Raw genomic sequence first — 26,183 nt, 5'->3', positions numbered from 1 at the left:
ATTTATATTAAACTTAACAATTTTGCATGACGACTGTTAATCATCCATACATATGAAATATTCACTTCACATGATTGTTAGGGTTTATTTCTTGTCCAATCTCGGCAATCTAAAGGCGATAGCAATCAGACCACAAATCCCTAATATCATCGGATAAATCGCATACGGTACCAATTCAAACGGTGATATAGATGCCACACCTGCTGCTGCAATAAGCTGTGGACTATACGGTAATAGTCCTTGGAAACAGCTTGCAAACATATCTAGAATACTTGCTGATTTACGCGGATCTACACCATATTCATCTGAAATGTCTTTAGCTAATGGCCCTGCCATTAATATAGAAATCGTATTATTAGCAGTTGAAATATCGGCCACACTCACTAAGCCAGCAATTCCTAGTTCTGCGCCACGCTTAGATTTCACTCTATTACGCACAAAATTAAGTAACCATGTAATACCACCATTGTGTTGTATCAATGCCACTAGACCACCAATTAATAGTGCAATAATGGCAATATCCTCCATGCCAATAATCCCTTTAGAAATAGAGCTTAATAACCCAATCCAATCAAAGGTACCATAAAATAAACCTATAATTGCTGAAAGTATAATACCGCCAATAAGTACAATAATAACGTTGACGCCGAATAATGCGAGTATGAGTACAAATAAATAAGGTACTACTTTTATAAGATCATAATCGTAGCTCTTAGATGCATCAATTTGTGCTCCATTTGTTAAAAACCAAAGTACAATGACAGTAAATATGGCACCAGGTAACACGATTTTGATATTCACCTTAAACTTATCACTCATTTTTGTTTTTTGAGTTCTTACCGCAGCTATCGTTGTATCTGAAATCATTGATAAATTATCACCAAACATCGCCCCACCTACGACCGTCGCCATAGTGATGGCTGCAGAGACATCCGCCTGTTGGCTTAGTCCAAAGCCAACAGGCGCTATAGCTGCTACAGTGCCCACGGATGTACCCATAGAAAGTGACACGAACATACATATCACGAATAAACCTACAATGATTAAATTCTCAGGAATCAAAGATAGTCCCAAATTCACTGTAGATTTTACGCCACCCATATCTTCAGTTGTTTGCGAAAACGCTCCTGCTAATAAGAAAATGAGCATCATTAGTATAATATTGGAATGTCCTGCACCCTTAGTAAAAATTTCAACTTTCTTTTGAAATGATTCTTTTCTATTTAATACAAGTCCCACAATTGTCGCTACTAGTATCGCAACATTTAGGGGCATTGTAGTGAAATCGCCGGTAATGATACCAACACCTAAAAACATACCCACAAAAATAATTAAAGGTATCAGTGCCCATGCATTACCTTTCTTTGTCTCCTCCATACAAAACCAACTTTCCTTTAAGTTCAAACAGAACATCAATTTTTCTACCATTAAATAAACTTACTCAAATAAAAAACTCTTTCCAATTGAAGAAAGAGTAAACTTTGTACATTTATTCTTATCTTCTAGCATAAATGATGCTACTGGAATTGGCACACGCATAATCATGTTGCCGAAGTATCCACAGGCCAGTCCCTCCACTTCTCTTGATAAGTTATTTAATTTATTTTTCACAGTACAATATTAAATTAGTTTCGTCAATTACTGTTTTAAATTCTTGCTTAAACTTTAACAAATCTTAACAATTAGCTGATGAGCTAATGACTTCAGTCTTATCATTTATAAATTACTCTGTTGGTCGATTAATCGTAAATGATTGTCCTAATGCTGCATAATCATTTCCAGCTAAACGTGCCACAGGCGCTAATGCTTGTGCATCTATTTTACTATCATCAAAGTAAACTGCCTCATCAATGTGATACATCACAACCTCACCAATGATTAAATCTGATCCTTCTTGAGCATCGCCTAATGTAACGATTTGATTTAGTTTGCATTCCATTCGAATTTTGGCTTGTTCCACACCTGGTACAGGCACGACTTCTGATTTCACACATGTCAACTGCGTTCTTTCTAATTCATTTAGTGTTCTGTCTATAGGTGCAGCCGTTTTATTTTTTTGTTCTACAGTCATTTCATCTGTAATATGAACTACAAATGAGCCTGTTTCTTCAATATTTAACGATGTATCTTTGCGCTTTCCTTGTGAACGTGCAGTAGAAATCATAATCATAGGAGGTGCGCTGCATACAACATTAAAAAAACTGAACGGTGCAGCATTTAAATTCCCATCTTTATCCTGTGTTGTCACAAATGCAACTGGTCTTGGAATAACACTACCACTTAATAATTTATAATTCTGTTGTTTCGTTAATGTGTTTGCGTTATATTGTTTCATCCACATTTATACTCCTTTTAAAAATAATAAAAAAGCGAGACAGAAACCAAACATTGAATTTGATTTCTCAATCTCGCCCATATAACGTCGGCTATATGACTCATTGTAATATTCGCTTATCAATCTAGAAGTCACAGGGTTTAGATGATACAACTTTAATGTGATTGAATCATCTCCACATTAGCTGTGACGTTTCATATAACCTAGTCTAACTGAGTACCACCTGTCACACCATATACTTGACCTGTTGTATAACTGGATTCTTCAGCTGCCAAGTGTACATATGTGCCTGATAATTCTACAGGTTGACCTGCTCTGCCCAAGACTTCCTTTTGTCCAAAGCTCGGAATTTTAGATTGCGGTTGACCGCCAGAAATTTGTAATGGTGACCAAAATGGTCCTGGCGCAACACAATTCACACGAATGCCTTTCGCACCGAGTTCTTCGGATAGACTTTTCGTTAATGAAATAATCGCAGCTTTTGAAGCAGCATAATCATGTAAAATTGGGCTTGGATTGTAACCTTGAACTGAAGAGGTCAGCGTAATGGTTGCACCAGCTTGTAAATAATCTACTGCTTTTTGAACTGTCCAAAATATTGGATAAACATTCGTCTCAAATGTTTCTGAAAACGAAGCTGTGTCAAAACCTTTTATGCTTTCTCTATATTGTTGATGACCGGCGACGATGGTTACATTGTCTAACCCGCCAAGTTCGTTGTAAGCTGTTTCAACTAAATCGTAATTAAATTGTTCATCTCTAATGTCACCTGGAATTAAGACAGCTTTTCTTCCTGCTGCTTCAATGACTTGTTGTACTTCTTCTGCATCTTGTTGTTCTGCTGGAAGATAATTAATTGCTACATCAGCGCCTTCCTTAGCGTAAGCAATAGCTGCTGCTCTGCCTATAGCTGAGTCTCCACCAGTAACTAACATTTTATAATCATTTAAACGACCATAACCAGTATAGGATGTTTCACCGCAATCAGGCTTTGGATCTAACTTACTTTGTAAACCTGGAACTGGTTGTTCTTGTTTTGGAAAATCTTTATTTGAAAATTTAGTTCTTGGATCTTGACCTGCCATTATGAACACTCCTTAAATTATGAACTAGTTATTAAATACCCAACATTTCTATTGTCTAATACATAATTTAAGTATATTGCCTTAATTTTCATTCAATAATTTTTGTACAAAAGTAACAAAATAGTCAGGTACTTTTTCTAAAATACGTTCATCTGGGTCATATTTTGGATGATGCAAATCATATTCACTATTAGAACCAATAAAGACAAATACACTTGGATACTTATTAGAAAAACCAGAAAAATCTTCGCCAATCGTCAACGGTTTATCCATAACACTGACATTGTATCCAACTTCTTTGGCAATTGCTATTGCATCATTTGTTAATTGCTCATCATTAACCACAGCACCGGGCAAGCGGTGATAAGACGTTTCAATGTCTACGCCAAATACTTCAGCAAGTCCGCTTCCAATGGCTCTTAATCTTTCTTCAATCAGTACACGTTTATCTTCATCAAAACTTCTCACAGTACCTTGCACATAGGCTTCGTCTGCAATAACATTCCATGTATTCCCACATGATACTTCTCCAATTGTAACAACTGCATTATCAAATGCTGATAAATTTCTACTCACAATAGACTGAACACTATTAATCAACTGTCCCAATACAATCATTGGGTCTTTACCTTGTTCTGGTTTAGCAGCATGCGCACCTTTACCTTTAATTTTAAATTCGAAACGGTCTACAGAAGATGTGATAACCCCCGATTTAACCGCAAATTCTCCAATATCTAACGTTGGATAATTATGATAACTTAACACGGCTTTCGCACCGTCAATTGCACCTGTATTAGCAACTTTCACTGCGCCATAGCCCAATTCTTCTGCAGCTTGAAAAATAATGCGCACGCGTCCGTTGAGTTGATTTTCTATTTCTTTTAATCTCACTGCGACCCCTAGCACACTAGCCATGTGAATATCATGTCCACATGCATGCATCGCACCTTCATTGGTCGAAGTGAATTCATGTTTCACTTGCTCATCTATTGGTAGTGCATCAATATCTGTTCTAACTGCAACGAATTGATCACCTTGTCCAACCTCTGCAACTAGTCCTGTTTCTAATGGTAAATCTAAAACTTTAATATCATATGATGCTAAGATGCGTTTGATACGTTTTGTTGTTTCATATTCTGCATCTGATAGCTCTGGATATTGATGAAATGTTCTTCTCCAATTTATGTAGTCTTCGTATTGTGGCATTATATGTCACGTCCTTTCCTTTTATTAAACCCTTGAATCAAATAGTATAGTAAACTAACAAGCACAACCCCGGCCGCTAGGTTATTCGTACTTAAAATAATCAACATTGTAAGTACAACGATCGCCCCATGCTTTATTGGAGATACCTTAATAAATGAAATCGTTCTCCTATCAAATGTATTAAGGGAAATCGTTATTAATACAGTTGCTAGCACTGCCATTGGTATTTGACCGATAATATCTCCAAAAACGAATAAGCTAATGAGTAAAAAAGCACCCGTGATCAATGTTGATACCCTCGATGTAGCTCCCATCGTTGCATTAAATCGCGATTGACCCACAAGTGCGCTACCACCATAGCCACCAAATAAAGCGACAATTGTATTGGCAACACCTTGCCCTATCGTTTCTTTATTTTTATCACTTTTAGTGGCAGTAACTGCATCCATCATCCGCGCTGTTAATGTCGTTTGTACAACAGCAACAATTGCCATTGTCACTCCATACATGCTTGAAATACCAACGATATGCATATCATACATTGCATCTGGAAATGACAGCATCGGTACATGAATATGCAATGATGCTAAATGGTGTACATAGACAATATCTGGTTTAAGCCACCATGCACATATCGTTAAAATAATAATCGCAATCAATGGTGCCGGCATAAATCTGATATATCTTTGTGCTAACCAAATAATTAAAAAAGATGCCACCGCTATGACATAGGTCGCATTTGAAATATTTAGTATATTTTTTAGTTGCGATGTAAATAACAATACACCTAATGCATTCATAAAACCTATAACAACACCTGTGGGAATATAATCTAATAATTTATTGATTCGGCAAATACCCATCAAAATTTGTATTATTCCCATAATTAACGTAGCCAATATTACAGCGGGCATACCGTGGCTAGACATAAGCGGTGCGACAACTAAAGAAACACCACTACTTGGTGCTGACACCATTAATGTTCGATTGCCGGTCAAACTTATAACTAACATCATAAGTCCAGTACTTAGCATACCTATGGTTGGACTTACACCTGCAATAAAGGAAAAAGCAATTGCACCGGGTAGTAACGCGAGTGCCAACAAAACACCTGCAAGCATATTGGTGACTAATGCCCCGTGCCACTGATTAAAATAACTTATGTGACGCACATTCATTGTCACCTCCAAATTGCTTTAACCATATGGTATCATAATTGTCGAAATATTTAATCAACTCTGCCTAAAATAATACAAAAAAAGCCAAGTCAATTTGACTCAGCTTTAACTATTCAAATTATTGTTCTAATTTGATACGATTATCAATCAACACTTTACCATCTTTAATGACTTTTTCAGCGTGGTTAATACCATAGTGATATGGAATATATTCATGGTTAGGCGCATCCCAAATAACAATATTAGCTTTATCTCCTTGATTAATGGTACCAGCATCAATGTCAATGGCTTTAGCCGCATTAACAGTCACTGCGTTCCAAATTTCATTTGGAGATAATTTCAATTTCAAGGCAGCAATCGACATCACAAGTTGTAAGTTGTTTGTGACACAACTACCTGGGTTAAAATCTGTCGCAATCGCGATTGCGCCATCATTGTCTAACATACCTCGCGCATCTGCATAAGATTCCTTGCCTAAATAGAAAGTCGTACCAGGCAATAACACCGCGACAGTGTCACTATTTTTTAGTTTTTCTTTACCTTCTGTACTTGATGCTACAAGATGATCTGCAGAGATTGCATTTTCGTCGATAGCTAACTCTAACCCCCCCAATGGATCAATTTCATCTGCATGGATTTTCACATCAAAACCTAATGCTTTTGCCGCTTCCATATATTTTTTCGATTCTTCAACCGTAAACACACCAGTTTCACAGAATATATCTGCAAAATCAGCATACGCCTTAACTTCTGGTAATAAATCAATCATCTCTTGAAGAAAATCTTGATTAGACTCAGCATCTTTAGGTACGGCATGCGGACCAAGGAATGTGTGTTTCATGTCTAAGTTATATTTTTCAGCCAAACGATTAGATACACGTAATTGTTTTAGTTCATTTTCTTTATCTAGACCATAGCCACTTTTACTCTCAACAGCTAAAACGCCATGTTCCATCATCGTCAACAAATTCTTTTCTGCCTTTTTAAATAATGCTTCTTCAGTAGCTTTACGTGTAGCTTCAACTGTAGATAAAATGCCGCCACCTTGTTCAAGAATTTCTAAATAAGAAACACCTTGTCTTTTAAGTGACATTTCATGTTCACGTGAACCACCATGAACAAGATGTGTATGTGCTTCAACCAAAGCTGGTGAAACCACTTTATCTGTTGCATCAATTGTTTCAGTTGCTTCATAGGCATCTGAGTGCTCTCCTGCGTAGACAATTTTGCCGTTTTTAACGACAACCGTTCCATTTTCAGTAATGTTAAGTTCGCCTAACTCTTTTCCTTTTAATGGACGTTCAGTAGATTTTGGTAAAATTAGTTCTTTAATGTTTTGAATAATTAAATCGTTCATTATTTGTCTCCTTTACCTGTAATCATTGGGATTTTGATACCTTTTTCTTTTGCAACTTTAATCGCAGATTCATATCCAGCATCCGCATGTCTCACAACACCCATACCCGGATCTGTCGTTAATACACGTCCTAATCTTCTATCAGCACGTTCTGATCCATCTGCTACAACAACCATACCTGCATGTAAAGAGTAACCCATACCAACGCCGCCGCCATGGTGGAATGAAATCCATGAACCGCCTGCTGCTGTATTAATTAATGCGTTTAAGATTGCCCAATCGCCAACAGCATCAGAACCATCTTTCATACCTTCAGTTTCACGGTTTGGACTAGCGACAGAACCAGAATCAAGATGATCACGACCAATGACAATTGGTGCAGAAATTTCACCATCTCTTACTAATTTATTCAATGCTAAGCCCATTTTCGCACGCTCTTCATAACCTAACCACGCAATACGTGACGGTAAACCTTGGAAGGCGATTTTTTCTTGCGCTAAATCTAACCAACGAATTAATTTTTCATTATCTGGGAAAATCTTTCTCATTTCTTCATCTGCACGCTCAATATCTTTCGGATTTCCACTTAATGCTGCAAAACGGAATGGGCCTTTACCTTCACAGAACAATGGACGAATATAAGCAGGCACAAATCCAGGGAAATCAAATGCATTTTCTAATCCATCATTAAATGCAACCTGTCTGATATTATTACCATAATCAAATGCAACAGCACCATTTTTTTGAAATTCAAGCATGAGTTCTACATGTTTTCTCATAGAAGTTTGTGCTTCTTTAACATATTGTTTCGGATCTTTTTGGCGTATTGCTTTCGCTTCTTCTAATGAATACCCTTGAGGTACATAACCATTTAGCGGATCATGTGCACTTGTTTGGTCTGTCACAATATCAATTTTAAAACCTTTATCTAAGATTGCTTTATGTGTGTCAACCGCATTACCGACTAAACCAATTGATAATGGTTCACCCTTTTCACGAGCTTCATCAGCTAAACGTAACGCTTCGTCTAAGTCGTGTGTTTTAACGTCACAATAACGCGTCTCAATACGTTTATCTATGCGTGTTTCATCGACGTCTACGCCGATAACAACGCCACCGTTCATTGTAACGGCTAGTGGTTGCGCACCACCCATACCGCCTAGACCAGCTGTCAAAGTGACCGTGCCATTTAATTTGCCATTAAAATGTTGATTCGCAAGTTCTCCAAATGTTTCATAAGTACCTTGAACAATACCTTGTGAACCAATATAGATCCAACTACCAGCTGTCATTTGACCATACATCATTAAACCTTTTTTATCTAATTCATTGAAATGATCCCAATTTGCCCATTCTGGAACTAATACTGAATTAGATATTAATACACGTGGCGCTTCTTCATGTGTTTTAAATACAGCAACGGGTTTACCAGACTGCACTAACATTGTTTCATCTGCTTCTAATGAACGTAATGTATCTTCAATGGCTTCAAATGCTTCCCAATTACGTGCAGCTTTACCTATACCTCCATAAACAACTAAGTCTTCAGGGCGTTCAGCTACTTCCGGGTCAAGGTTGTTATATAACATTCTCAGTACCGCTTCTTGTTCCCAACCTTTACATTCAATGTCTAACCCTCTTTTTGCTTCTATTTTTCTCATGAAAAATCACTCCTTGTTTTTAATAAACATATCCTTTGTTTAACAATAACTAAAAAAACCATAGTACAAATGGTATGGTAATAAGCAATGTAAGCACGATACTTACACAAAAGCACACCTTTCTCTATATGAACCAGTATAATGTGTTATTATATAGACTACCAATATAAATAAACTAATTATTGATAGCTTTAAACTATAAATAACTAATTAAAGGAGCTTTCCTTATGAAAATCATACAATTAGAATACTTTGTTGCTGTTGTTAAATATAATAGCTTTACTAAAGCCGCTAACTTTTTACATATTAGTCAACCTTCTCTGACGACAACAATTAAAAAAATGGAAGCTGATCTAGGTTATGATCTATTTATGCGTACGACTAAAGATATTAAAATTACTGAAAAAGGCATTCATTTTTACAATTACGCACGACAACTGATACATCAATATCATCAAACTATCGAAAAAATGTACGATCTCAATATGGGACATGTACCTAAAATTAAAATATCTATTTTAGAATCGACAAACCAATGGCTTTCTCAAGTATTATCGACACATGCTAAACAATTTCCAGATCAAACTTACCTTGTATCTGAAATTCATGATCAAAATAAAATTTTTGAATTGCTCGTTAACTTTGAGAATCATGTTGCTTTCACTAACGAACAAATGAAGCATGATGATATTGAATCTATACCGCTCTATGAGGAGTCCTATGTGTTGATCACTCCTAAAAATGCTTTTCCACATTCACATACTACTTCTATTGCATCCTTGCCATTAATATTGCCAACCAAAGGATCCCAAGTTCGTAAACATCTAGATGACTACTTTAACCGTATGAACTTGCATCCTAATATCATTATTGAAGCGGATCGATTTGAAGCTGCCACGAACTTTGTGCATAGAGGTTTGGGATATGCTGTGATACCTAGAGTTTATTATCAATCATTTAATGCTAAGGATTTAGATGTCTTAGATATTCAACCTAAGTTAGGTCGTTCTATATATATTAACTACCTAAAAAAAAGAAAGCACTCATCACGTGTGCTTTCTTTCATCGAACAATGTGTTAACTATTGGAATTTTAAAGAATAAAATGATATAAGAAATTAGCTGATAATTTTGCAGTTCTGTTATCTACATCATACTTAGGATTTGTTTCAGCAATGCTAATTGTTGGGACTTTTTCATTCGGAATGATGCGTTTAGCTAATTCAAGTACGATGTGTGGTGATAATCCAAGCACACCATTAGCACTCACACCTGGTGCAAACGCGCTGTCAATAACATCCATACATATTGTAAACATGATGACATCATGATCATGTACAAAACGTTCCACCTTATCTTTGATTGGAGGAGAAATTTGGTGAAGCAATTCTTCTGAATAAACATAACCGATGCCTTTAGTTTCTGCATAGTCAAAAAGTGCTCGAGTATTGCCACCCTGTTGTATACCTAATACAAGATAATCTGTGTTTTCATCTTCTTCTAGTATTTGTCTAAAACTCGTGCCAGATGTTGAACCTGATTCTTCTCGTGTATCAAAGTGTGCATCAATATTAATGACACCAATAGAAGCGTCAGGATATGCCTCTCTCGTGCCTAGATATTGTGCATATGCAATATCGTGACCACCACCAAGTAAGAATGTTTGATTATGTTTTTTTATAGATTTGGCAACGTAATGCGCAAATTCTTGTTGCGTTTCTTCTAATCTATCATGATTGTGTTCAACGTTGCCATAGTCATTACATTACATTGTCTAATAACTGGTAAATTGGCAAACGTTTTTTTAATTGCATTCGGGCCTTCTTTTGCACCAATACGCCCTTTATTCAATTCAACACCTTTATCTACCGCGTACCCTAGTATACCTACACCATGACGTGATTCATTGTCATCATCTTCAATATTGCGAAAATTTATAGTTTGAAAGTGCCTAAATTGTGATTCATCTGTTTCACTATCAATTCTTCCAGTCCAAAGATCACGTTGTGCTAATTTATACATAATTCTCCTCCTTTAAATACTTACGGTCATTTAAAAGTATACGCTTACATTTTCCTCAATTCAATTTATAATAATATTTACCCAATTCGCATCATTATAAATTTAAAAATTCGTAATAAATATTTCAATTTCATGTTAGATTAACTCAAACTATTACATTTCAATGATAAATCGGGAATTTAATTTATTTCTATCTCATAAATATGTATAATTAGGTACAAATGATTTTTTTGAACCCTATTGGAGGTTACATAAATGAATACAAAACGTATACCAGGTTTTCAATGGGCAATGATGATTTTTATCTTCTTTATTGTTGCTTATGCATTACCTATTATACTTAAAGATTTACAGAGTTCCGTTCCATTTAAAGATTTCGTCTTTGATATGAGTACACTTGCACCATTCATAGCAGCTTTTATCTGTATTGCTATATTTTCACACAGAGGTACTCAATTAGCTAGTTTAAAATTGACTATTAGCTTAAAAGTGATTGAGCGTGCAATTTTAGCGCTTATTTTACCATTAATTATTTTTATTATAGCTATGGTATGCTTTAATATTTTTTCTGATAGTTTTGTTCTTTTACAAACAAAAGATTTATCTGTTTCAATTTCATCTATTATTATAGGACAAATTGTCATGGCTTTTTTAGTAGAACTCGGTTTCCGTTCTTATCTACAACATATTGTTGAAACTAAGATGAACACGTTCTTCGCGTCTATTATTGTTGGTTTTATGTATGCAATATGGAATGTAAACATCGCCTTTAGTTTTGACTTTGCAATATATAGTTTCCTATATTCATTTGCTTTTTCAATGATTATTGGGGAATTAATACGTGCAACGAAAGGCCGTACAATATACATTGCAACTTTATTCCATTTCGCAATGTCATTTGGACTTGTATTCTTATTTAATGAAGAATTAGGCGAAGTATTTGCTATGAAAGTCATCGCCTTATCAACTGCAGCCGTTGCTATACTTTATATTTTAATTAGTTTAATTATTCGTACAATCCTTTATTTCTTTACAAAACGTAATTTAGACGAAGTAGAGGAAAATAATTATCTTGATCACGTTAATGACACCGATGAAGATCTTACTGATGTTGGTGATGAATATAACGTGTCAGAAACCGACGAAACGCATCATTCAGCGAATGTAAATGCCGCTACAGCTGAGACATCTTCAGAAGTTCAAGATAAGGAAGATCCAACTGATCGTCATCACGAATCAAATGCATCAGACCAAGATAATCAATACAATTCGACAGAAGATACTGCACATGAGGACGACAGTCGAGCGAATATAATCTCAGAGAATACACCAAGTCCCTCATCAAATGATTCAACGAAAGTGGACGCTAAACACTCAGATTCACGTGCGAATAGTGCAGTAGAAGCATCTACTGAGAAGGCACATCCAGAATCAGACCAAGATGAAGTGAAAGTAAATTCTCGCTATACTTCAAATCGACAGTCATCTGTCGTATCTGATGCACGTACAACAATCGATGAAGAAAGTGATGAATCTTCAAGACATTTGAGTTCAGAAAGTGACGATGTAACGCAACAAGATAATCAACCTTTAGATACAGCTGATTCATCTAATGCTGATTACGAACGCTCACCTTTTGATTTGAAAAGTAAACGTGGACACCGTAGCTAATCATACTCAATATAAAATGATTCAACTGATTTTATGAATTTTAAAAACCAATGCTAAGCTATGTTTCATGACTGATAGCTTTAGTATTTGTTTTTTGTTTAATTACTGTAGCATGTAGCGATATGATATTTTCAAACGATACAAAAAGACATTGTGCTCGAATGAATAAGCACAATGTCTTTTTTAATCTATCAATGATGCTTTATTTTTAATCTTTACTCCATTCGTTGTACCAATAATGGCTTGGTCTGCAACATTTAAAAAATAACCTGTTTCTAGTACACCGATAAGGTGAATCAAAAATTCATGCATACCTGCTGCGTTGATACCTTCATTTAATACAACATCTAAGATATAATTACCGTTATCTGTAATAAATGGCACATCATCAACCATTCTACGTGTTACTTTTAATTCATCATATGCTTTAATTCGTTTAGCTACAAGTAACCAATTAAATTTGTCCACTTCAACAGGCAACTTAAACGTTTGTCCAAGATAGTCTACACATTTACTATCGTCAGCTAAGACAACAAATCTTTCGGCCATGGCATCTATTACTTTTTCTCTAAATAGCGCGCCTCCACCGCCTTTAATTAAGTTTAAGTCGTTATCAATTTCATCTGCGCCATCTATTGCAATATCGATATGATCCACATCATTCACATCAATGATATGGATACCTAACTCTTTGGCTATAAATGCCGTTTTATTAGAGGTACAGACACCTGTGATTTTTATTTGTTCTTGTTCCAGTTTCTCTGCTATTTTTGGGACAAGCAATTCAATCGTTGATCCAGAGCCAATACCAACAATCATACCATCTTTAATCTGGTCTAATGCATCATTAAATGTACTCATTTTTAACTGTTTCTTATCCATCATGCTTCCCCTTTTATACTGTACTTTTATCTTTATTGTACATGAGATTTATTAAAATACCTAGACAGAAAACTGATTTTCAAAATAAATTTATACATATACTTGCATAATTAACACATTGTTTTAAAATAATAATCAATCTATTGTTGGAGGTACAAAAATATGATTTATAAATTAGAAGCCATTTCTACTGGCAAAATACAAGATTTACCATATAGTACCAAAAGACCTATGCGTTCTGCATTAAATAAAGAAAAATATTCAGGAAAAATGTGGCTTACACATACTGGATTTGCTGAAGATGAACAAGAATATAAAGGACATGGCGGGCCAAATAAAGCCGTTTGCCTGTACAGTAAGAAAAATTATGAACTTTGGAAACATGACCTACCAGCGTTACCACCCTATGCGATGTTTGGTGAAAATTTAACAGCAACTGATTTAGATGAAGCGCATGTCTATTTTGGTGATCAATTCCAGCTTGGTGAAGCTATTTTAGAAGTTTCAGAAATCAGAGAACCTTGTTGGAAAATACAAGAAAAGTATAAAATCCCTGATTTGATTAAGAGAATGTCATCTTCTTGTAAAACTGGCTTCTATTTTCGTGTGTTACAAGAAGGCTACGTACACGACTCCGATCATTTAAAACTTATCAAATCTGCGGATGCATCAACACGTCTTTCTGTGTATGAGCTCAATGACATCTATTACAATGATAATAAAAATATTAATCGCTTAACCTATGTTTTAAAAAATCCATATTTAACAAGCGACAGGATTAGCAAATTTGAACGCTTCTTAAAACGTGCTCAAAAATAATAGCGTTTGCTGTAATTAAATTAAAATGAAATGAAAGGCGGGTATCTCATTTAAGATACCCGCCTTTCATATAGTCTATACTTAATGATTAACCACTCTCCCAAATGGTGTCATAAGTATTGACTCGTTCATTTTTATAGTTGCTTTTCAGAAATTTTATATGACGTTTTAGAGTAAAAAGGCTCATTAGCTTCTAAAATGGATGGTGCTTGATCGCCTAATAAATTAATATCGTTTGGAATACATTGCGTTTCTAGTGTAAAACCTGAGTGCGCTTTATAAATATTAAAATCACTATTCCAACCAGTTGTATCATTAAATGTGTAAATGACAATGTTTGGCATATCTGTGTTTACTTTTAATATAAAATGTTTATTTTCCACAGTCATTTCATTACCACCAATATCAAATGGATGATCAATACCACCAAAGCGTTGCATTTGTTCTTTAACAATTGCGTCTTCACTATCAAAAATATCTTTGAACTGGATATTTTGTTCTTGGAAGGTATTTACCAAACTTAAAGGTTCCATACTTTTCACGATATTGTCTTCCCCTAATAAATACATATCCAATTTTGAACTTGAAATGCTGTGATTATCAATCACATTGTTGTCTCTGTTCAAGTTAAAATATACATGATTCATCGGATTAAACAATGTTTTTTCAGTTGATTTCGCTTTATATTCTATCGTCCACTTATGGTCGACATTATAAGTGTGAATCACTTCTAAATCAATATCACCTGGAAAGTGATCATCTGCACTTTGAATTGTAGTAGTAAAAATAACCTTCACTTGTCCGACTTGTTCTTCAATTTTATAATCAAAGAAACGTTTGTCTATACCATTGGGTCCACCATGAATATTATGTACACCATTATTGGCATCTAACTCATATTTTTTACTATCTAACTCAAATGTTGCATTTGCAATTCTTCCGCCATATCGACCTACGGTTGCACCAAAATTATAAGGATTCGATTCATAAAACTCATCTGCTTCAACGACATTACCCAGTACAATATTATTATCGTCGTATTTCCACGATACAATTCTCGCACCATAATTTGTAAAAACAATTTTTGTTTCTTCATTATCAATTTTAATCAAATCGATACCATTGCTTTGACTTTCTACTTTTGCAAACATCATTAATGACTCCCTTTCAAACCTACACTTTAATAATAGGTTTTTCCATGAATAAAATTCAATCATAAATGTCGCCTTCGTTATACTTGATTCAAGGGGTTTTGAACAAGTATGAAGGCAATTATCTAATATAGATTTCGTTTACGAATATAAGATAATCATAATTTCATCATTAAAACACTGAATTGGTGCACACAAATGATCTCTAAAACATATATTTATGGTCCCTCAATCATAAAATATGCTTAGATGTTTAATTAAAAATAATTATGTAACATTTGAATACATTCAATCATTTTTTATATCTTCATATTACTCACTTATATTGTAACAATTTATTCAAATATTTATCTATACTAATCATAAATTCTATCAAACTATATAGAAAATTGTTATACATTTTTCTATTTTTACCTAATTCCCAACAAATTCATCATCTTCCAATCAATAATTATATGAATTAATAACAAAAAAACGAGCTAAGACGTCTATCATGCCTCAGCCCATTTCACAATCTAGTCATGTTATCTAGAGATCACGCAACGCCATTTGCTTAGAAAAAATAATTTTCTATCTCACTCTATTAGGTATTCATGCGTTTAACTTCTTTTAAAAATACGTTTCATTGCATTCATAAAGCCTTTATCAAAACTCAAAATCGTATTTTTGTAACTTCTTACAGCAATCCATAATAAAATAAAAATGGTAATAATGGATAAAATAACACTCACAACAATCTCCCAAACTGCAACATCAGGTGACGCTGAACGTACAAACATTACGAACGGAGACAATAGCGGGATAAAACTAGTGATTTTTGTAAGCATTGTATCTGGATTCATCACACTGAATAACGAGATATAAAATGCAATCATACTGAATAGTGTCATCGGCATCAACGCTTGGTTGATATCTTCAATACGTGCCGTAATGGATCCCAAAATAGCTGCTAATATAATATATGAAAGGATACCAATAATTAGTGAAACGATACCTACAATAGATATTTGCATCGTTAACTCGTTTGGTTCAATTTTAAATCCTTTCAACATATCACTTATATCAAATACGAAGAAACATATTAAGCCTGCCGCTACAAATATGATAATCTGTGTAAATGCCACAGCAATCACACCGGAAATCTTAGCTAAAATATGTGTGACTGGACTCACACTCGTAATAATCATTTCGATAACGCGTGACGTTTTTTCTGTAGCAATTTCCATCGCTACTTGACTTGCATAATTAAAGACAATAAAGAATATCAACATCAGTCCTGCGTATACCATTATTGTGTTAAAGCCTTTTTGCGCTTCACTTAAATTTGAATTGCTTGCTTTATCAGCAATGACTTCTGACGTAACTTTACTTTGTGATTGCAATTGTTTCAGTTCCCCTTGGGACAAATTCAAGTTCGCTGCGACGAGTTGTGTTTGAATTGTTGATAAAGAAGCTTTTAATTTTTGTTTTTGTTGTTCTGAAACTGTATCTTTACTTAAAATTTTTCCAGAAAGTTTATTATCATCTGTCATTTTGATAATGTATGCTTTATCTAATTTTTCGTTTTGAACTTGCGTTTTAGCTTGCTTCTCTGAAACTTTTTTAAATGTAGCCCCCTCGTCCAGTTGATCACCTTGACTTTTTATTACTTTATAAATTTCATTGTCAGATGAAACAACACCGACTTTATCAGGACCATCATCAAACAAATCAATAATCTTATTCATATTAGATGCTAAGAGCATTAAGACAATAACCAATCCAGTAAAAATCATAAATGATTTCGTCTTGACTTTGTTCTTGTACGTCAGTGAAAATGTTGCTAAAAATTTATCCATTAACGTCACCTACTTTGTCTATAAATATTTCATTTAGTGAAGGTTCTACTACCTGGAATCGTTTCACAAAGCCATATTGTTTCACTATGTCATAAATTTGTTCTGCGACGGATTCTGTCTCTATCATTACTTTAATCTCTCTCTTATTTCTGTCTACCTCTAGGACGCCATCTACTTTATCAATTTCTGGCATTTCGTGATCTGTTTCAATGACTACACGTTTGTTGCCATGATTCGTTTTCACTTCATCAATTGGACCCGATACAACAAGCTCTCCCTTATTTAAAATACATACGTTATCGCATAGTTCCTCAACATGTTCCATTCTATGAGAGCTATATATAATTGTCGTACCTGCATTGTTTAAGTCTTGAACCGCCGACTTTAGCAATTCAACATTCACTGGATCCAAACCACTAAATGGTTCATCAAGAATAAGCAACTCAGGATCATGTAGCATACTTGCTAGTAATTGAATTTTCTGTTGATTCCCTTTAGAAAGTGATTCGATTTTCTTTTCTCTATTTTCTGTAATATCAAATCGTTTTAACCAGTAATCAATTGCTTTTGTAATATCTTTAGATGCCATGCCTTTTAATGTAGCTAAATAACGTAATTCGTCTTCTACTTTCATCTTAGGATGTAAGCCACGTTCTTCTGGTAAATAACCAATACGATTATATAACGAGCGATCGATTACTTTATCATTATATGTGATGCTTCCCTTTGTAATGGGTGTCAATCCTAATATCATTCTAAATGTGGTTGTTTTCCCAGCGCCATTTCTTCCTAAAAATCCTAGCATCTTTCCTTTTTCTAAGGAAAGTGACATATCGTTTACAGCAGTAAAATTTTTATACTTTTTTGTTACATGGTCAATTATTAATGACATACGATTTCGCCACCCTTCTTATATAAATCCTCTACTCTGATGATACCATTTGTCTTTTGAAATATACATTTTTAAATAAATCACACATATTTATATTAATAAGACTGTATTTCTCAATAATCCAATATCACAATGATCTTAACTTTACATTATAATATGTAAGCACTATCATAAAGATAAATGAAGTCTCTAGGCTTATTCCACAAACTGATTAGGGGGCAATGCAATCATGACATATAGTATCGGCATCGACTATGGTACCGCTTCAGGGCGCGTATTTTTAGTAGATACAACAAATGGTGAAATTATTTCTACATATATAAAAGAATATCCACATGGCACCATTTCAGAATCATTAAATGGTACCGAATTACCGCACAATTATTTTTTACAACATGCAGCAGACTACACTTCTATATTGGAGGAAGGCGTTCAGTACGTCTTAAAAGATAGTCAAGTTGATCCTAAGTCCATCATTGGCATTGGTATAGATTTCACCAGTTGTACCATCGTGTTCTTAGATGATGACTTCAAACCTTTACATTTACATCCAGATTTAGAAGATCAACCGCATGCTTATGTGAAACTGTGGAAGCATCATGGCGCTCAAGATGAAGCAACCTACATGAAACAAGTAAGTGATAAGGTAAACCCATCCTGGTTAAATTTTTATGGTCATAACGTAAACAGTGAATGGATGATTCCTAAAATATTAGAAGTTAAAAACAAAGCACCAGAAGTTTTAGAACGTAGTGCCTATATCATGGAAGCTGGAGATTATTTAGTCAGTTTATTAACTGATAAAAATATTCGCTCTAATTGTGGCATTGGATTTAAAGGCTTTTATAACGAAACAGATGGCTTCAATTATTCCTTTTTTGAAGCTATCGATCAGGAATTACCAGAAATTGTTAAAACAAAATGCGAATCACCCGTAGTCAATATCGGTGAAAGCGCTGGTAGTTTGAGCCCATATTATCAAAATCTATGGGGCCTTACAGAACAAGTACAAATTTCTCCGTATATCATTGATGCGCACTCCGGTGTACTCGGTGTCGGCGCAATTGAACAAGGTGAATTCACGCCTGTTATCGGTACAAGTACATGCCATCTGATGCTCGATCCAAAACAAGAACCCATACCTGCAATTACTGGTTCAGTTAAAGATGCTATCATTCCAGGTCTTTATGCATATGAAGCTGGACAAGCTGCTGTTGGTGATTTATTTAATTATTCTGCCAGCCTCGCACCAAAATCTTATGTAGACCAAGCTGAAAAACAAGGCCTTTCTATCCTTGGATACTTAGAGAAACTGGCTGCTGATATATCAATAGATAAACAGCATGTAACCGTACTCGATTGGCATAATGGTAACCGTAGTATCTTAAGTGATAGTAAGCTAACAGGTAGTATCTTTGGTTTAACACTGCAAACACCATTTGAAATGATACACAAAGCTTATTTAGAGTCTACAGCGTTCGGAACAAAAATGATTATGCAACAATTTGAAAACAACCACATTCCCGTAGAAACAGTATATGCTGCCGGTGGTATTCCTATAAAAAGTGAACTTTTAGTTGATATTTATGCTAATGTGCTAAATAAAGAAGTGGTCGTTATTGATTCAAGTAACGCTACAGCGCTTGGTGCAGCTATGTTGGGTGCAAATGTTGGTGGCGCTTATCCAACCTTAAAAGAAACTGTCAAACATATGAAGCAACCTGTTTATTATCGTAAACAACCAGAAGCTAAAAAAGTTAAACAGTATGCGCTTTTATTTGATCGTTATAAAGCCTTGCATGATTTGCTTGGTAAAGAATATCCACAATTATCTTATATTAATTAAATTATAAAGAGGGCTGTTTCAATTATATGAAACAACCCTCTTTATAATTTATGGCATTTAATATTTAAAATTATCGTCTTTTTTAGTAGCGTTCTCATCACTAGTGTTAACTTCTTCACTGAAAGCATTCTCTTCACTATTCACGTGTTTCACATTTGTGTCTTCGTGTATAGGTGCGTCTTGATTTGCATATGTGTTAGTAGATGATTTAATATGATTGCCATATTTATGACTAGCACCATATTTATTCGTTTTTCTTTCACTATCAAGACAACAAATCACTAGCATGTAGATGCCAAGTGCTATATAGACAAGGAAAATAATAGCAAAAAATATGATATATACTGGATTATTATATTCAGGATCTTGAATATTCACTACAAATAGCACCGGATAACTTATAACAATAACACCTAGATATATTAATGGCATGAGCATGGTTCTTCCCGTATCATGAAATCTTCTGATTAAAAGTGCCCATCCTGGAATTAATGTTGCCAAACTGTATATTAATGCGTAACAAATCGATAAGAATAATAATATAACTCCTATAGCAACCAATTCTTCAGAACTTGATGCTGCGCCTGATACAGTCATTATTAAACCGATGATATACAAAATCAATGCTGGCATCATAAAGATGATGTTCCATAATGCCATGAACCAGTACTCGCTACGACGTGAACGGCCTTTGAAATTAACATAGTTTTTCCAAAATAATTTGAGTGCCTGACCAAATCCAATGCTTCGTTCCATACTTTCCCCTCATTTCATATTCATTTTGTTTTCAATAAGTTTTGTCATATACTAGACTTTAACCAAAAGCATATGCTAATTCCTATTAATCTTATAATAATTAGTGTAACAAATAATCATGTACATAGTAACACAATTTTACAAATATTTTAAAAACATCTAAAAAAATTTAATTTCATATAATTAAAAGTGGAGGGCATCTAATGGATTTTTTACAACGCGATACCGTAACAATTGCTAAAGACTTACTCGGCGTAAGAATCATCTACCACGATGAACTACAAACCTTTACAGGTTATATTGTAGAAACAGAGGCATATATAGGAACAAAAGATCGTGCTGCCCATGGTTATAACGGAAAGAGAACACCTAAAGTTGAATCATTGTATAAACAAGGCGGCACTATTTATGCCCATGTCATGCATACACATCTACTCATTAATTTCGTTACCCAATTGGAAGGCCAACCTGAAGGGGTATTAATTAGGGCAATAGAACCCGAAGAAGGTATAGAGTTAATGGCTATTAATCGAGGAAAGAACGGTTTCGAACTGACTAATGGCCCAGGTAAATGGACTAAGGCGTTTAACATACCTAGACATTTAGACGGATCCAAATTGAATGAAGGTCGGCTAAAAATTGATACAAAAAATCGTAAGTATCCTAAAGAAATTGAAGCAAGTGGCCGTATTGGCATACCTAACAAAGGGGAATGGACACACAAGCCATTAAGATTCACTGTAAAAGGAAACCCATATATTTCACGAATGAAGAAATCAGACATGCGACAACCAGAATATACTTGGCGCATATAAAAAAATAAAGGACATTCAGAATATGTTTTTAAAACGCATATTGAATGTCCTTTACTTATATAGTTCTTTTCCAAAACATAAAGTAAGTGTCTAATGAGAGACAGATATATTTATGCTATTTTTGCTTTTTATCTCGATCCAATAGTCCAAATTGAATTGTAATGATTGTACAAATTACAAAAATCACAGGATAAAATGAATATTTTAAAACTTCTAAGTAAGATACATCACCGTATTGTTCTACCATTAACATCCCTGAGTCATGAGGTAATACCATTAATGCACAACACGCGAAAATATCTAGTAAACTTGCCATACGTTTTGGTGGTACTTTATACTCGTCACCGATTTCTTTTGCAATTGGCGCAGAAATAATAATAGCCAATGTATTGTGTGATAAAGCTGCTGAAAGCACCCCAGACATTAAACTGATAACATACTCAGCACTCTTGCGCCCTTTTGCTTTTGTCTTCATAGCTGTAATAATCCAATCTATACCACCGTAGTAACGAATTAATGCCACAAGACCTGATACTAAGAAAGCAACGAGGAAAATAGTGAACATACTTTCCATACCATCACCTATTGCTTTTGTAAATTGAAATACGCCCATTTGACCTTGCACCATGCCAAGTACGCCAGCCATAACGATACCAATAATTAATACAAGTATTACATCAAGACCAGCAATCGCTGCTATCAAGACGAAAATATAAGGCAAAATATTGATAAAATTAAAACTTAAATCTCCTTCTACTTTACCTGTTCCTCCTACAACAGCATAAAAAATAGCTGTAATAATAGCTGCCGGTAAAGCAATTAAGACATTCATCTTAAATTTATCTTTCATTTTCGCACCGACACCATTTGTTGCTGCGATCGTCGTATCAGATATAATAGATAAATTATCTCCAAAATATGCACCTGCGATCACCGCTGCACCCGCCGCTGCAACACTTAAATCTGCAGCTTGTGCGACTGCAACACCAACAGGAATGAATGCTGCCTGTGCACCAGTTGAAGTCCCTAATGTTAAGGCCGCAAAACCACTCATGATAAATATGCCGGGGATGAGTAAACTTGGTGGAATAACAGACAGACCCATATTAACCATCGCAGCCTTGCCACCCATTTCTGAAGTTACAGTAGAAAATGCACCCGCGAGTAGTAAGATTAATCCTAAATTTACTATGCCTGAATTACCAGCATGTTCAGTAAAAATTTGTACTTTTTTTGTGAATGCTGTTTTCCTATCATAGCAAGTCCACGCAATCACAATACCTATCATGATTGCCACATGTCTCGGTAACTGATCGAACGCATCCTCTTTACCCATTATCGTGAAAGTAATCCCTACGCCAATATATAAAATTAAGAATATCAGCAACGGCAATAAGGCTAACGCCCCATATTGTTTTTCACTTCGTAACGACTGTTCCATATATATACTCCTTATAACCTAGTATTTTCATACGATATATAGTAAATCAAAAAAGGAACAATGTCATTGAATTGACATTATCCCTTTAAAATAAGCATATTATTTATTTAATTAACGCATCACCCGTATCTGTCTTAATCATGATCACATGATGGCCGTTACCGACTTTTTTATTTTCAAATTGTTTGTCTTCAATATTTAAATTACCAGTATCACTACTATACTCAATTTGACTGTTTTTAGGTTTATCCTTACCATATATTAACTCTACATTACCAGTATCTGTTTTAATTTGCATAGGTTTATCCGCTGGTGTATCTTTCATTAAAATATCACCGGTATCCGTTTTGAAACCACCGTGTTGAAATTGCGTTTTGTTCAGTTTAATGTCTGATGTATCACCAGACGCAACCAATTGATTGAACTTACTATCATTGATGGTCAAATCCATTACATCTGTATTCAACTGTGCTTTATCCGCATTGATATCATTTAAAGTTGTACTACCATCATCTGAATGTACCTTTAAATTTTCTAAATCTCGAGGAACATATATAGTCATATCATTATATCGCATGTCTAAAAACGAAATATCCACATTTGATTGTCCTTTGTGGTCACTTACCGTTAAGTTGCCATTTTTAACTTTTGCATGAATCTTGATTTTTTCATTAGAACCTTTTGATAATACCTTAAACGTTTTACCTTCTTTTATTTTCACATTACTATGTTTTAAATCTAAATCTAATCCTTTAATACTTTTATTATTATAAGTTTCATTAAAATTCGTTGTAATTTGATTTGCTTTTTTATGTTCAATTTTAAATTGTTGAACTGCACCTACTGCACAAATCACTGTTATGACTAAACCAATAACAAATATCCATATCAATGATTTTTTCATCTCGTAGCACTTCCTTTCACTACATGGATATTCCATTTTAGATATTTAACACAAAGTACATAAAATCCTTTTGTAATAAGATAAGTAATGACGAATAGTATGAGTCCTAAACCAAACATCGTGCCTGTCACAAAAACATCTAATAAGACAACTGCTTCAAACCCTTCTATAGCACCTTTAATTATAATACCTATCGGTGAGAGTATGAGAGATATCGTCGTAATGATTAATGAAATAACCACACTTAATAATATGATAAAAGGAATCGTTATGACGAAAAAGTTTAATATACTTAAACCCATAACAGCTAATGTAGCATGACCCACATCCCCTAATTTATTACTTTTTTCAGCCTTGACTATCGCAGCATTTGCATTTAATTCTTTCGCTAATTGTCTCGGATTGCCTAATTCATCAGCGATTTGTTCTTCGGTTTTTCCTTCTTGTAATCCACTATAAAAATGCGTGTCATATTCATTAATAATATCCTGTCGTTCTGTATCATCTAAATTTTTCAGTAGTTTACGCTAAAAATATAACACACTACTGTACATTGCAAGGTACTGATCAATGTTTTTTCTCCATTACTATATAGGTTGTTTAAATTGGCAACTATTGTTTTATTATAGGTCAAACTATCATTCTAGTTTTAAAGAATGTATAATGATGCTTGTATATTTTTGTAAACGTTTACTTAATATGAAATCATATTTAAATAATTACATAAAGTTAATGAAATAAAGGGGGTCTATTAATGCTAGAGTTAGATGCAATTACCACTTTAGCACTTGCAAGTATTTTATACTTACTTGGTGTATACATCGTCAATCATGTAAATATTTTGAAAAGATTATGTATACCAGCGCCGGTAATCGGAGGACTATTATTTGCAATTGTTGTCGCAATTTTGAAGTCAGCAAGTTTGTTAACAATCAAATTAGATTCAGAATTTATACAGAATTTCTTTATGCTCGCATTTTTCACAACGATTGGCTTAGGCGCTTCGCTTAAACTACTAAAATTGGGTGGTAAAATACTTATATTTTACTTTATCTTCTGTGGCATATTAGCAATTTGTCAGAATTTAATAAGTGTTTCGTTAGCAAAAGTACTCAATATTTCGCCATTACTTGGCTTAACTGCGGGTTCTATGTCAATGGAAGGCGGTCATGGCAATGCAGCTGCATATGGACAAACGTTACAAGGCATAGGTGTCGATTCAGCATTAACGGCAGCATTAGCCGCAGCAACACTGGGTCTTGTCGCAGGTGGGTTAATTGGTGGCCCTGTAGTGAAATTTTTAATTAATAAATATAACTTAAAGCCTGAACAAGCAGAAGAAACTACGCAAGATTATTCTGAAAGTGATAGAAACGAATACTTACACAATCGAATGGCGCCTACTACCGTATTTTTACTACAATTTACAATTGTAGCTATTTGTATGGCCATTGGATCCTATTTAGGAAACACATTTACCGATTTAACAGGTATCAATATCCCTATTTATGTTGGTGCAATGTTTGTCGCTGTCATAATCAGAAATATCTCAGAATACAATAATCTAAAAATAATTGATATGAAAATCATTGATCGTATCAGTGATGTATCACTTAGCCTATTCTTATCCATTGCTTTAATGAGTATTCAACTTACTGAAATATATCAATTAGCAATACCGTTAATCATCATCGTACTAGTTCAAGTTTTATTTATTATTCTGTTCTCGGTCATCGTATTATTCCGTGGCTTAGGCAAGAATTACGATGCTGCAGTTATGGTAGGCGGTTTTATTGGTCATGGTTTAGGTGCAACTCCAAATGCTATGGCAAACTTAGATGTTATCACTAAAAAATATGGCGCATCTCCTAAAGCATATCTCGTAGTACCAATTGTCGGCGCATTCTTAATTGACCTACTTGGTGTACCAATAGTGACTATATTTATCAATGCCTTTAAATAGATAACTTACAAATAAATTTTAGTAGCACTTATTAAGCTTTTTTGAAATATTTTTAGAAATGACAATTATTTTGTATTGAGCGCTTTTATTATTTGCTTTATTTAATACAATAAATACCAATCATGTTTATTTTATATACTATTACATTGATAGTGATTTATGCCGAAATTGTGAGTATAGTACTTGTTGAAGATTATATGCTAAGACAGTATCCGTGAAAATTATGGGTAAAAAACTGCCAACAAAATCAAAGATTTTGTCGACAGTTTGTAGCAAGTAATTTAAGTGTTTGTATAAGTACTTGTCATTTATACTCCAATCTCTTATCACACATTTAAGCAAGCCGAGCATTTTTGCCGTGG

Annotated in this window: 21 protein-coding genes, 2 pseudogenes and 1 riboswitch; of the genes and pseudogenes, 6 read left to right on the top strand and 17 right to left on the bottom strand. The window is 34.4% G+C overall.

From position 1 onward, the window contains the following. Positions 1–84: 84 nt before the first annotated feature. From SSP_RS02810 to hutU, 7 genes are all read right to left on the bottom strand, one after another. The gene (locus tag SSP_RS02810) at positions 85–1,377 is read right to left on the bottom strand and encodes a Na+/H+ antiporter NhaC family protein (protein ID WP_041784777.1); all 1,293 of its coding nucleotides are present in this window, start codon (positions 1,375–1,377) and stop codon (positions 85–87) included. Between the two features lie 115 nt (positions 1,378–1,492). Further along, a riboswitch (SAM riboswitch) is annotated at positions 1,493–1,593 on the bottom strand. A 130-nt stretch (positions 1,594–1,723) separates the two neighbouring features. Beyond that, positions 1,724–2,335, bottom strand: a complete 612-nt coding sequence (locus SSP_RS02805) for a flavin reductase family protein (protein ID WP_041784775.1) — start codon at positions 2,333–2,335, stop codon at positions 1,724–1,726. 203 nt (positions 2,336–2,538) lie between these two features. Next, complete coding sequence (locus tag SSP_RS02800; RefSeq protein WP_002482530.1) at positions 2,539–3,420, bottom strand: SDR family oxidoreductase; 882 nt, start codon at positions 3,418–3,420, stop codon at positions 2,539–2,541. Between the two features lie 81 nt (positions 3,421–3,501). After that, complete coding sequence (locus SSP_RS02795; protein WP_011302523.1) at positions 3,502–4,626, bottom strand: amidohydrolase; 1,125 nt, start codon at positions 4,624–4,626, stop codon at positions 3,502–3,504. Continuing rightward, on the bottom strand, positions 4,626–5,804 hold the full coding sequence (locus SSP_RS02790; RefSeq protein ID WP_011302522.1) for a SulP family inorganic anion transporter: 1,179 nt from the start codon (positions 5,802–5,804) through the stop codon (positions 4,626–4,628). The genes SSP_RS02795 and SSP_RS02790 overlap by 1 nt, the downstream gene beginning before the upstream one ends. 118 nt (positions 5,805–5,922) lie before the next feature. Continuing rightward, complete coding sequence (gene hutI / locus SSP_RS02785) at positions 5,923–7,161, bottom strand: imidazolonepropionase (RefSeq protein ID WP_011302521.1); 1,239 nt, start codon at positions 7,159–7,161, stop codon at positions 5,923–5,925. Further along, complete coding sequence (hutU, locus tag SSP_RS02780; protein WP_011302520.1) at positions 7,161–8,822, bottom strand: urocanate hydratase; 1,662 nt, start codon at positions 8,820–8,822, stop codon at positions 7,161–7,163. Before hutU ends, hutI begins: the two co-directional genes overlap by 1 nt. Before the next feature lie 227 nt (positions 8,823–9,049). Between hutU and SSP_RS02775 the strand changes: the two genes are divergently transcribed. Next, positions 9,050–9,925 (top strand): LysR family transcriptional regulator, encoded by an 876-nt coding sequence (locus SSP_RS02775; RefSeq protein WP_011302519.1) that lies wholly within the window; start codon positions 9,050–9,052, stop codon positions 9,923–9,925. Here the strand turns inward: SSP_RS02775 and hutG are convergent. Then, positions 9,915–10,843, bottom strand: a pseudogene (gene hutG / locus SSP_RS02770) (formimidoylglutamase). The gene SSP_RS02775 and the pseudogene hutG overlap by 11 nt on opposite strands. 255 nt (positions 10,844–11,098) lie before the next feature. Here hutG and SSP_RS02765 point away from each other — a divergent pair. Then, the gene (locus SSP_RS02765) at positions 11,099–12,514 is read left to right on the top strand and encodes a CPBP family intramembrane glutamic endopeptidase (RefSeq protein WP_011302517.1); all 1,416 of its coding nucleotides are present in this window, start codon (positions 11,099–11,101) and stop codon (positions 12,512–12,514) included. 183 nt (positions 12,515–12,697) lie between these two features. Here the strand turns inward: SSP_RS02765 and SSP_RS02760 are convergent, their stop codons facing one another. Next, complete coding sequence (locus tag SSP_RS02760) at positions 12,698–13,399, bottom strand: ribose 5-phosphate isomerase A (RefSeq protein ID WP_041784774.1); 702 nt, start codon at positions 13,397–13,399, stop codon at positions 12,698–12,700. Positions 13,400–13,558: 159 nt separating this feature from the next. Here SSP_RS02760 and SSP_RS02755 point away from each other — a divergent pair, with 159 nt between their 5' ends. Beyond that, positions 13,559–14,215, top strand: a complete 657-nt coding sequence (locus SSP_RS02755; RefSeq protein WP_011302515.1) for an MOSC domain-containing protein — start codon at positions 13,559–13,561, stop codon at positions 14,213–14,215. Between the two features lie 134 nt (positions 14,216–14,349). Here SSP_RS02755 and SSP_RS02750 read toward each other — a convergent pair whose 3' ends face one another. From SSP_RS02750 to SSP_RS02740, 3 genes are all read right to left on the bottom strand, one after another. Beyond that, entirely contained in the window at positions 14,350–15,366 is a 1,017-nt protein-coding gene (locus SSP_RS02750; protein ID WP_041784773.1) for an aldose epimerase family protein, read from the bottom strand. A gap of 599 nt (positions 15,367–15,965) precedes the next feature. Further along, positions 15,966–17,204 (bottom strand): ABC transporter permease, encoded by a 1,239-nt coding sequence (locus SSP_RS02745; RefSeq protein WP_011302513.1) that lies wholly within the window; start codon positions 17,202–17,204, stop codon positions 15,966–15,968. Next, positions 17,197–18,096: an ABC transporter ATP-binding protein gene (locus SSP_RS02740; RefSeq protein WP_011302512.1), complete on the bottom strand. Its 900-nt coding sequence runs from the start codon at positions 18,094–18,096 to the stop codon at positions 17,197–17,199. The genes SSP_RS02745 and SSP_RS02740 overlap by 8 nt, the downstream gene beginning before the upstream one ends. 229 nt (positions 18,097–18,325) lie before the next feature. Here SSP_RS02740 and SSP_RS02735 point away from each other — a divergent pair, with 229 nt between their 5' ends. Then, entirely contained in the window at positions 18,326–19,942 is a 1,617-nt protein-coding gene (locus SSP_RS02735; RefSeq protein ID WP_011302511.1) for a ribulokinase, read from the top strand. Positions 19,943–19,999: 57 nt separating this feature from the next. Here the strand turns inward: SSP_RS02735 and SSP_RS02730 are convergent, their stop codons facing one another. Continuing rightward, positions 20,000–20,698, bottom strand: a complete 699-nt coding sequence (locus tag SSP_RS02730) for a DUF805 domain-containing protein (protein WP_011302510.1) — start codon at positions 20,696–20,698, stop codon at positions 20,000–20,002. 203 nt (positions 20,699–20,901) lie between these two features. Between SSP_RS02730 and SSP_RS02725 the strand changes: the two genes are divergently transcribed. Then, on the top strand, positions 20,902–21,513 hold the full coding sequence (locus tag SSP_RS02725; RefSeq protein ID WP_002482515.1) for a DNA-3-methyladenine glycosylase: 612 nt from the start codon (positions 20,902–20,904) through the stop codon (positions 21,511–21,513). A gap of 115 nt (positions 21,514–21,628) precedes the next feature. Here the strand turns inward: SSP_RS02725 and SSP_RS02720 are convergent, their stop codons facing one another. The 4 genes and pseudogenes from SSP_RS02720 to SSP_RS13355 all read right to left on the bottom strand — a co-directional run. Continuing rightward, complete coding sequence (locus SSP_RS02720; RefSeq protein WP_011302509.1) at positions 21,629–22,954, bottom strand: Na+/H+ antiporter NhaC family protein; 1,326 nt, start codon at positions 22,952–22,954, stop codon at positions 21,629–21,631. A 103-nt stretch (positions 22,955–23,057) separates the two neighbouring features. Next, positions 23,058–23,858, bottom strand: a complete 801-nt coding sequence (locus tag SSP_RS02715; protein ID WP_011302508.1) for a DUF4097 family beta strand repeat-containing protein — start codon at positions 23,856–23,858, stop codon at positions 23,058–23,060. Continuing rightward, positions 23,855–24,160: a hypothetical protein gene (locus SSP_RS13360; protein ID WP_371806945.1), complete on the bottom strand. Its 306-nt coding sequence runs from the start codon at positions 24,158–24,160 to the stop codon at positions 23,855–23,857. The genes SSP_RS02715 and SSP_RS13360 overlap by 4 nt, the downstream gene beginning before the upstream one ends. 90 nt (positions 24,161–24,250) lie before the next feature. Beyond that, positions 24,251–24,376: pseudogene (locus SSP_RS13355) on the bottom strand (HAAS signaling domain-containing protein); the annotation flags it as partial. 236 nt (positions 24,377–24,612) lie between these two features. Between SSP_RS13355 and gltS the strand changes: the two are divergent. Beyond that, positions 24,613–25,821 (top strand): sodium/glutamate symporter, encoded by a 1,209-nt coding sequence (gltS, locus tag SSP_RS02705; protein ID WP_011302506.1) that lies wholly within the window; start codon positions 24,613–24,615, stop codon positions 25,819–25,821. The last annotated feature ends 362 nt before the right edge of the window (positions 25,822–26,183 follow it).

This window comes from Staphylococcus saprophyticus subsp. saprophyticus ATCC 15305 = NCTC 7292, from assembly GCF_000010125.1.
GTDB lineage: Bacteria > Bacillota > Bacilli > Staphylococcales > Staphylococcaceae > Staphylococcus > Staphylococcus saprophyticus.
Note: the sequence above shows the minus strand (reverse complement) of the source record. Positions and strands in the feature narration are given on the sequence as shown.

What these genes read in the sequence shown, in the direction of transcription:
- SSP_RS02715 (WP_011302508.1), bottom strand. Translation starts at nt 23,858, where the DNA reads ATGAAAAAATCATTGATATGGATATTTGTTATTGGTTTAGTCATAACA.
- SSP_RS02730 (WP_011302510.1), bottom strand. Translation starts at nt 20,698, where the DNA reads ATGGAACGAAGCATTGGATTTGGTCAGGCACTCAAATTATTTTGGAAA.
- hutU (WP_011302520.1), bottom strand. Translation starts at nt 8,822, where the DNA reads ATGAGAAAAATAGAAGCAAAAAGAGGGTTAGACATTGAATGTAAAGGT.
- SSP_RS02750 (WP_041784773.1), bottom strand. Translation starts at nt 15,366, where the DNA reads ATGTTTGCAAAAGTAGAAAGTCAAAGCAATGGTATCGATTTGATTAAA.
- SSP_RS02795 (WP_011302523.1), bottom strand. Translation starts at nt 4,626, where the DNA reads ATGCCACAATACGAAGACTACATAAATTGGAGAAGAACATTTCATCAA.
- SSP_RS02805 (WP_041784775.1), bottom strand. Translation starts at nt 2,335, where the DNA reads ATGAAACAATATAACGCAAACACATTAACGAAACAACAGAATTATAAA.
- SSP_RS02790 (WP_011302522.1), bottom strand. Translation starts at nt 5,804, where the DNA reads ATGAATGTGCGTCACATAAGTTATTTTAATCAGTGGCACGGGGCATTA.
- SSP_RS02740 (WP_011302512.1), bottom strand. Translation starts at nt 18,096, where the DNA reads ATGTCATTAATAATTGACCATGTAACAAAAAAGTATAAAAATTTTACT.
- SSP_RS02745 (WP_011302513.1), bottom strand. Translation starts at nt 17,204, where the DNA reads ATGGATAAATTTTTAGCAACATTTTCACTGACGTACAAGAACAAAGTC.
- SSP_RS02720 (WP_011302509.1), bottom strand. Translation starts at nt 22,954, where the DNA reads ATGGAACAGTCGTTACGAAGTGAAAAACAATATGGGGCGTTAGCCTTA.
- hutI (WP_011302521.1), bottom strand. Translation starts at nt 7,161, where the DNA reads ATGAACGATTTAATTATTCAAAACATTAAAGAACTAATTTTACCAAAA.
- gltS (WP_011302506.1), top strand. Translation starts at nt 24,613, where the DNA reads ATGCTAGAGTTAGATGCAATTACCACTTTAGCACTTGCAAGTATTTTA.
- SSP_RS02765 (WP_011302517.1), top strand. Translation starts at nt 11,099, where the DNA reads ATGAATACAAAACGTATACCAGGTTTTCAATGGGCAATGATGATTTTT.
- SSP_RS13360 (WP_371806945.1), bottom strand. Translation starts at nt 24,160, where the DNA reads ATGGGTTTAAGTATATTAAACTTTTTCGTCATAACGATTCCTTTTATC.
- SSP_RS02775 (WP_011302519.1), top strand. Translation starts at nt 9,050, where the DNA reads ATGAAAATCATACAATTAGAATACTTTGTTGCTGTTGTTAAATATAAT.
- SSP_RS02725 (WP_002482515.1), top strand. Translation starts at nt 20,902, where the DNA reads ATGGATTTTTTACAACGCGATACCGTAACAATTGCTAAAGACTTACTC.
- SSP_RS02735 (WP_011302511.1), top strand. Translation starts at nt 18,326, where the DNA reads ATGACATATAGTATCGGCATCGACTATGGTACCGCTTCAGGGCGCGTA.
- SSP_RS02810 (WP_041784777.1), bottom strand. Translation starts at nt 1,377, where the DNA reads ATGGAGGAGACAAAGAAAGGTAATGCATGGGCACTGATACCTTTAATT.
- SSP_RS02755 (WP_011302515.1), top strand. Translation starts at nt 13,559, where the DNA reads ATGATTTATAAATTAGAAGCCATTTCTACTGGCAAAATACAAGATTTA.
- SSP_RS02760 (WP_041784774.1), bottom strand. Translation starts at nt 13,399, where the DNA reads ATGATGGATAAGAAACAGTTAAAAATGAGTACATTTAATGATGCATTA.
- SSP_RS02800 (WP_002482530.1), bottom strand. Translation starts at nt 3,420, where the DNA reads ATGGCAGGTCAAGATCCAAGAACTAAATTTTCAAATAAAGATTTTCCA.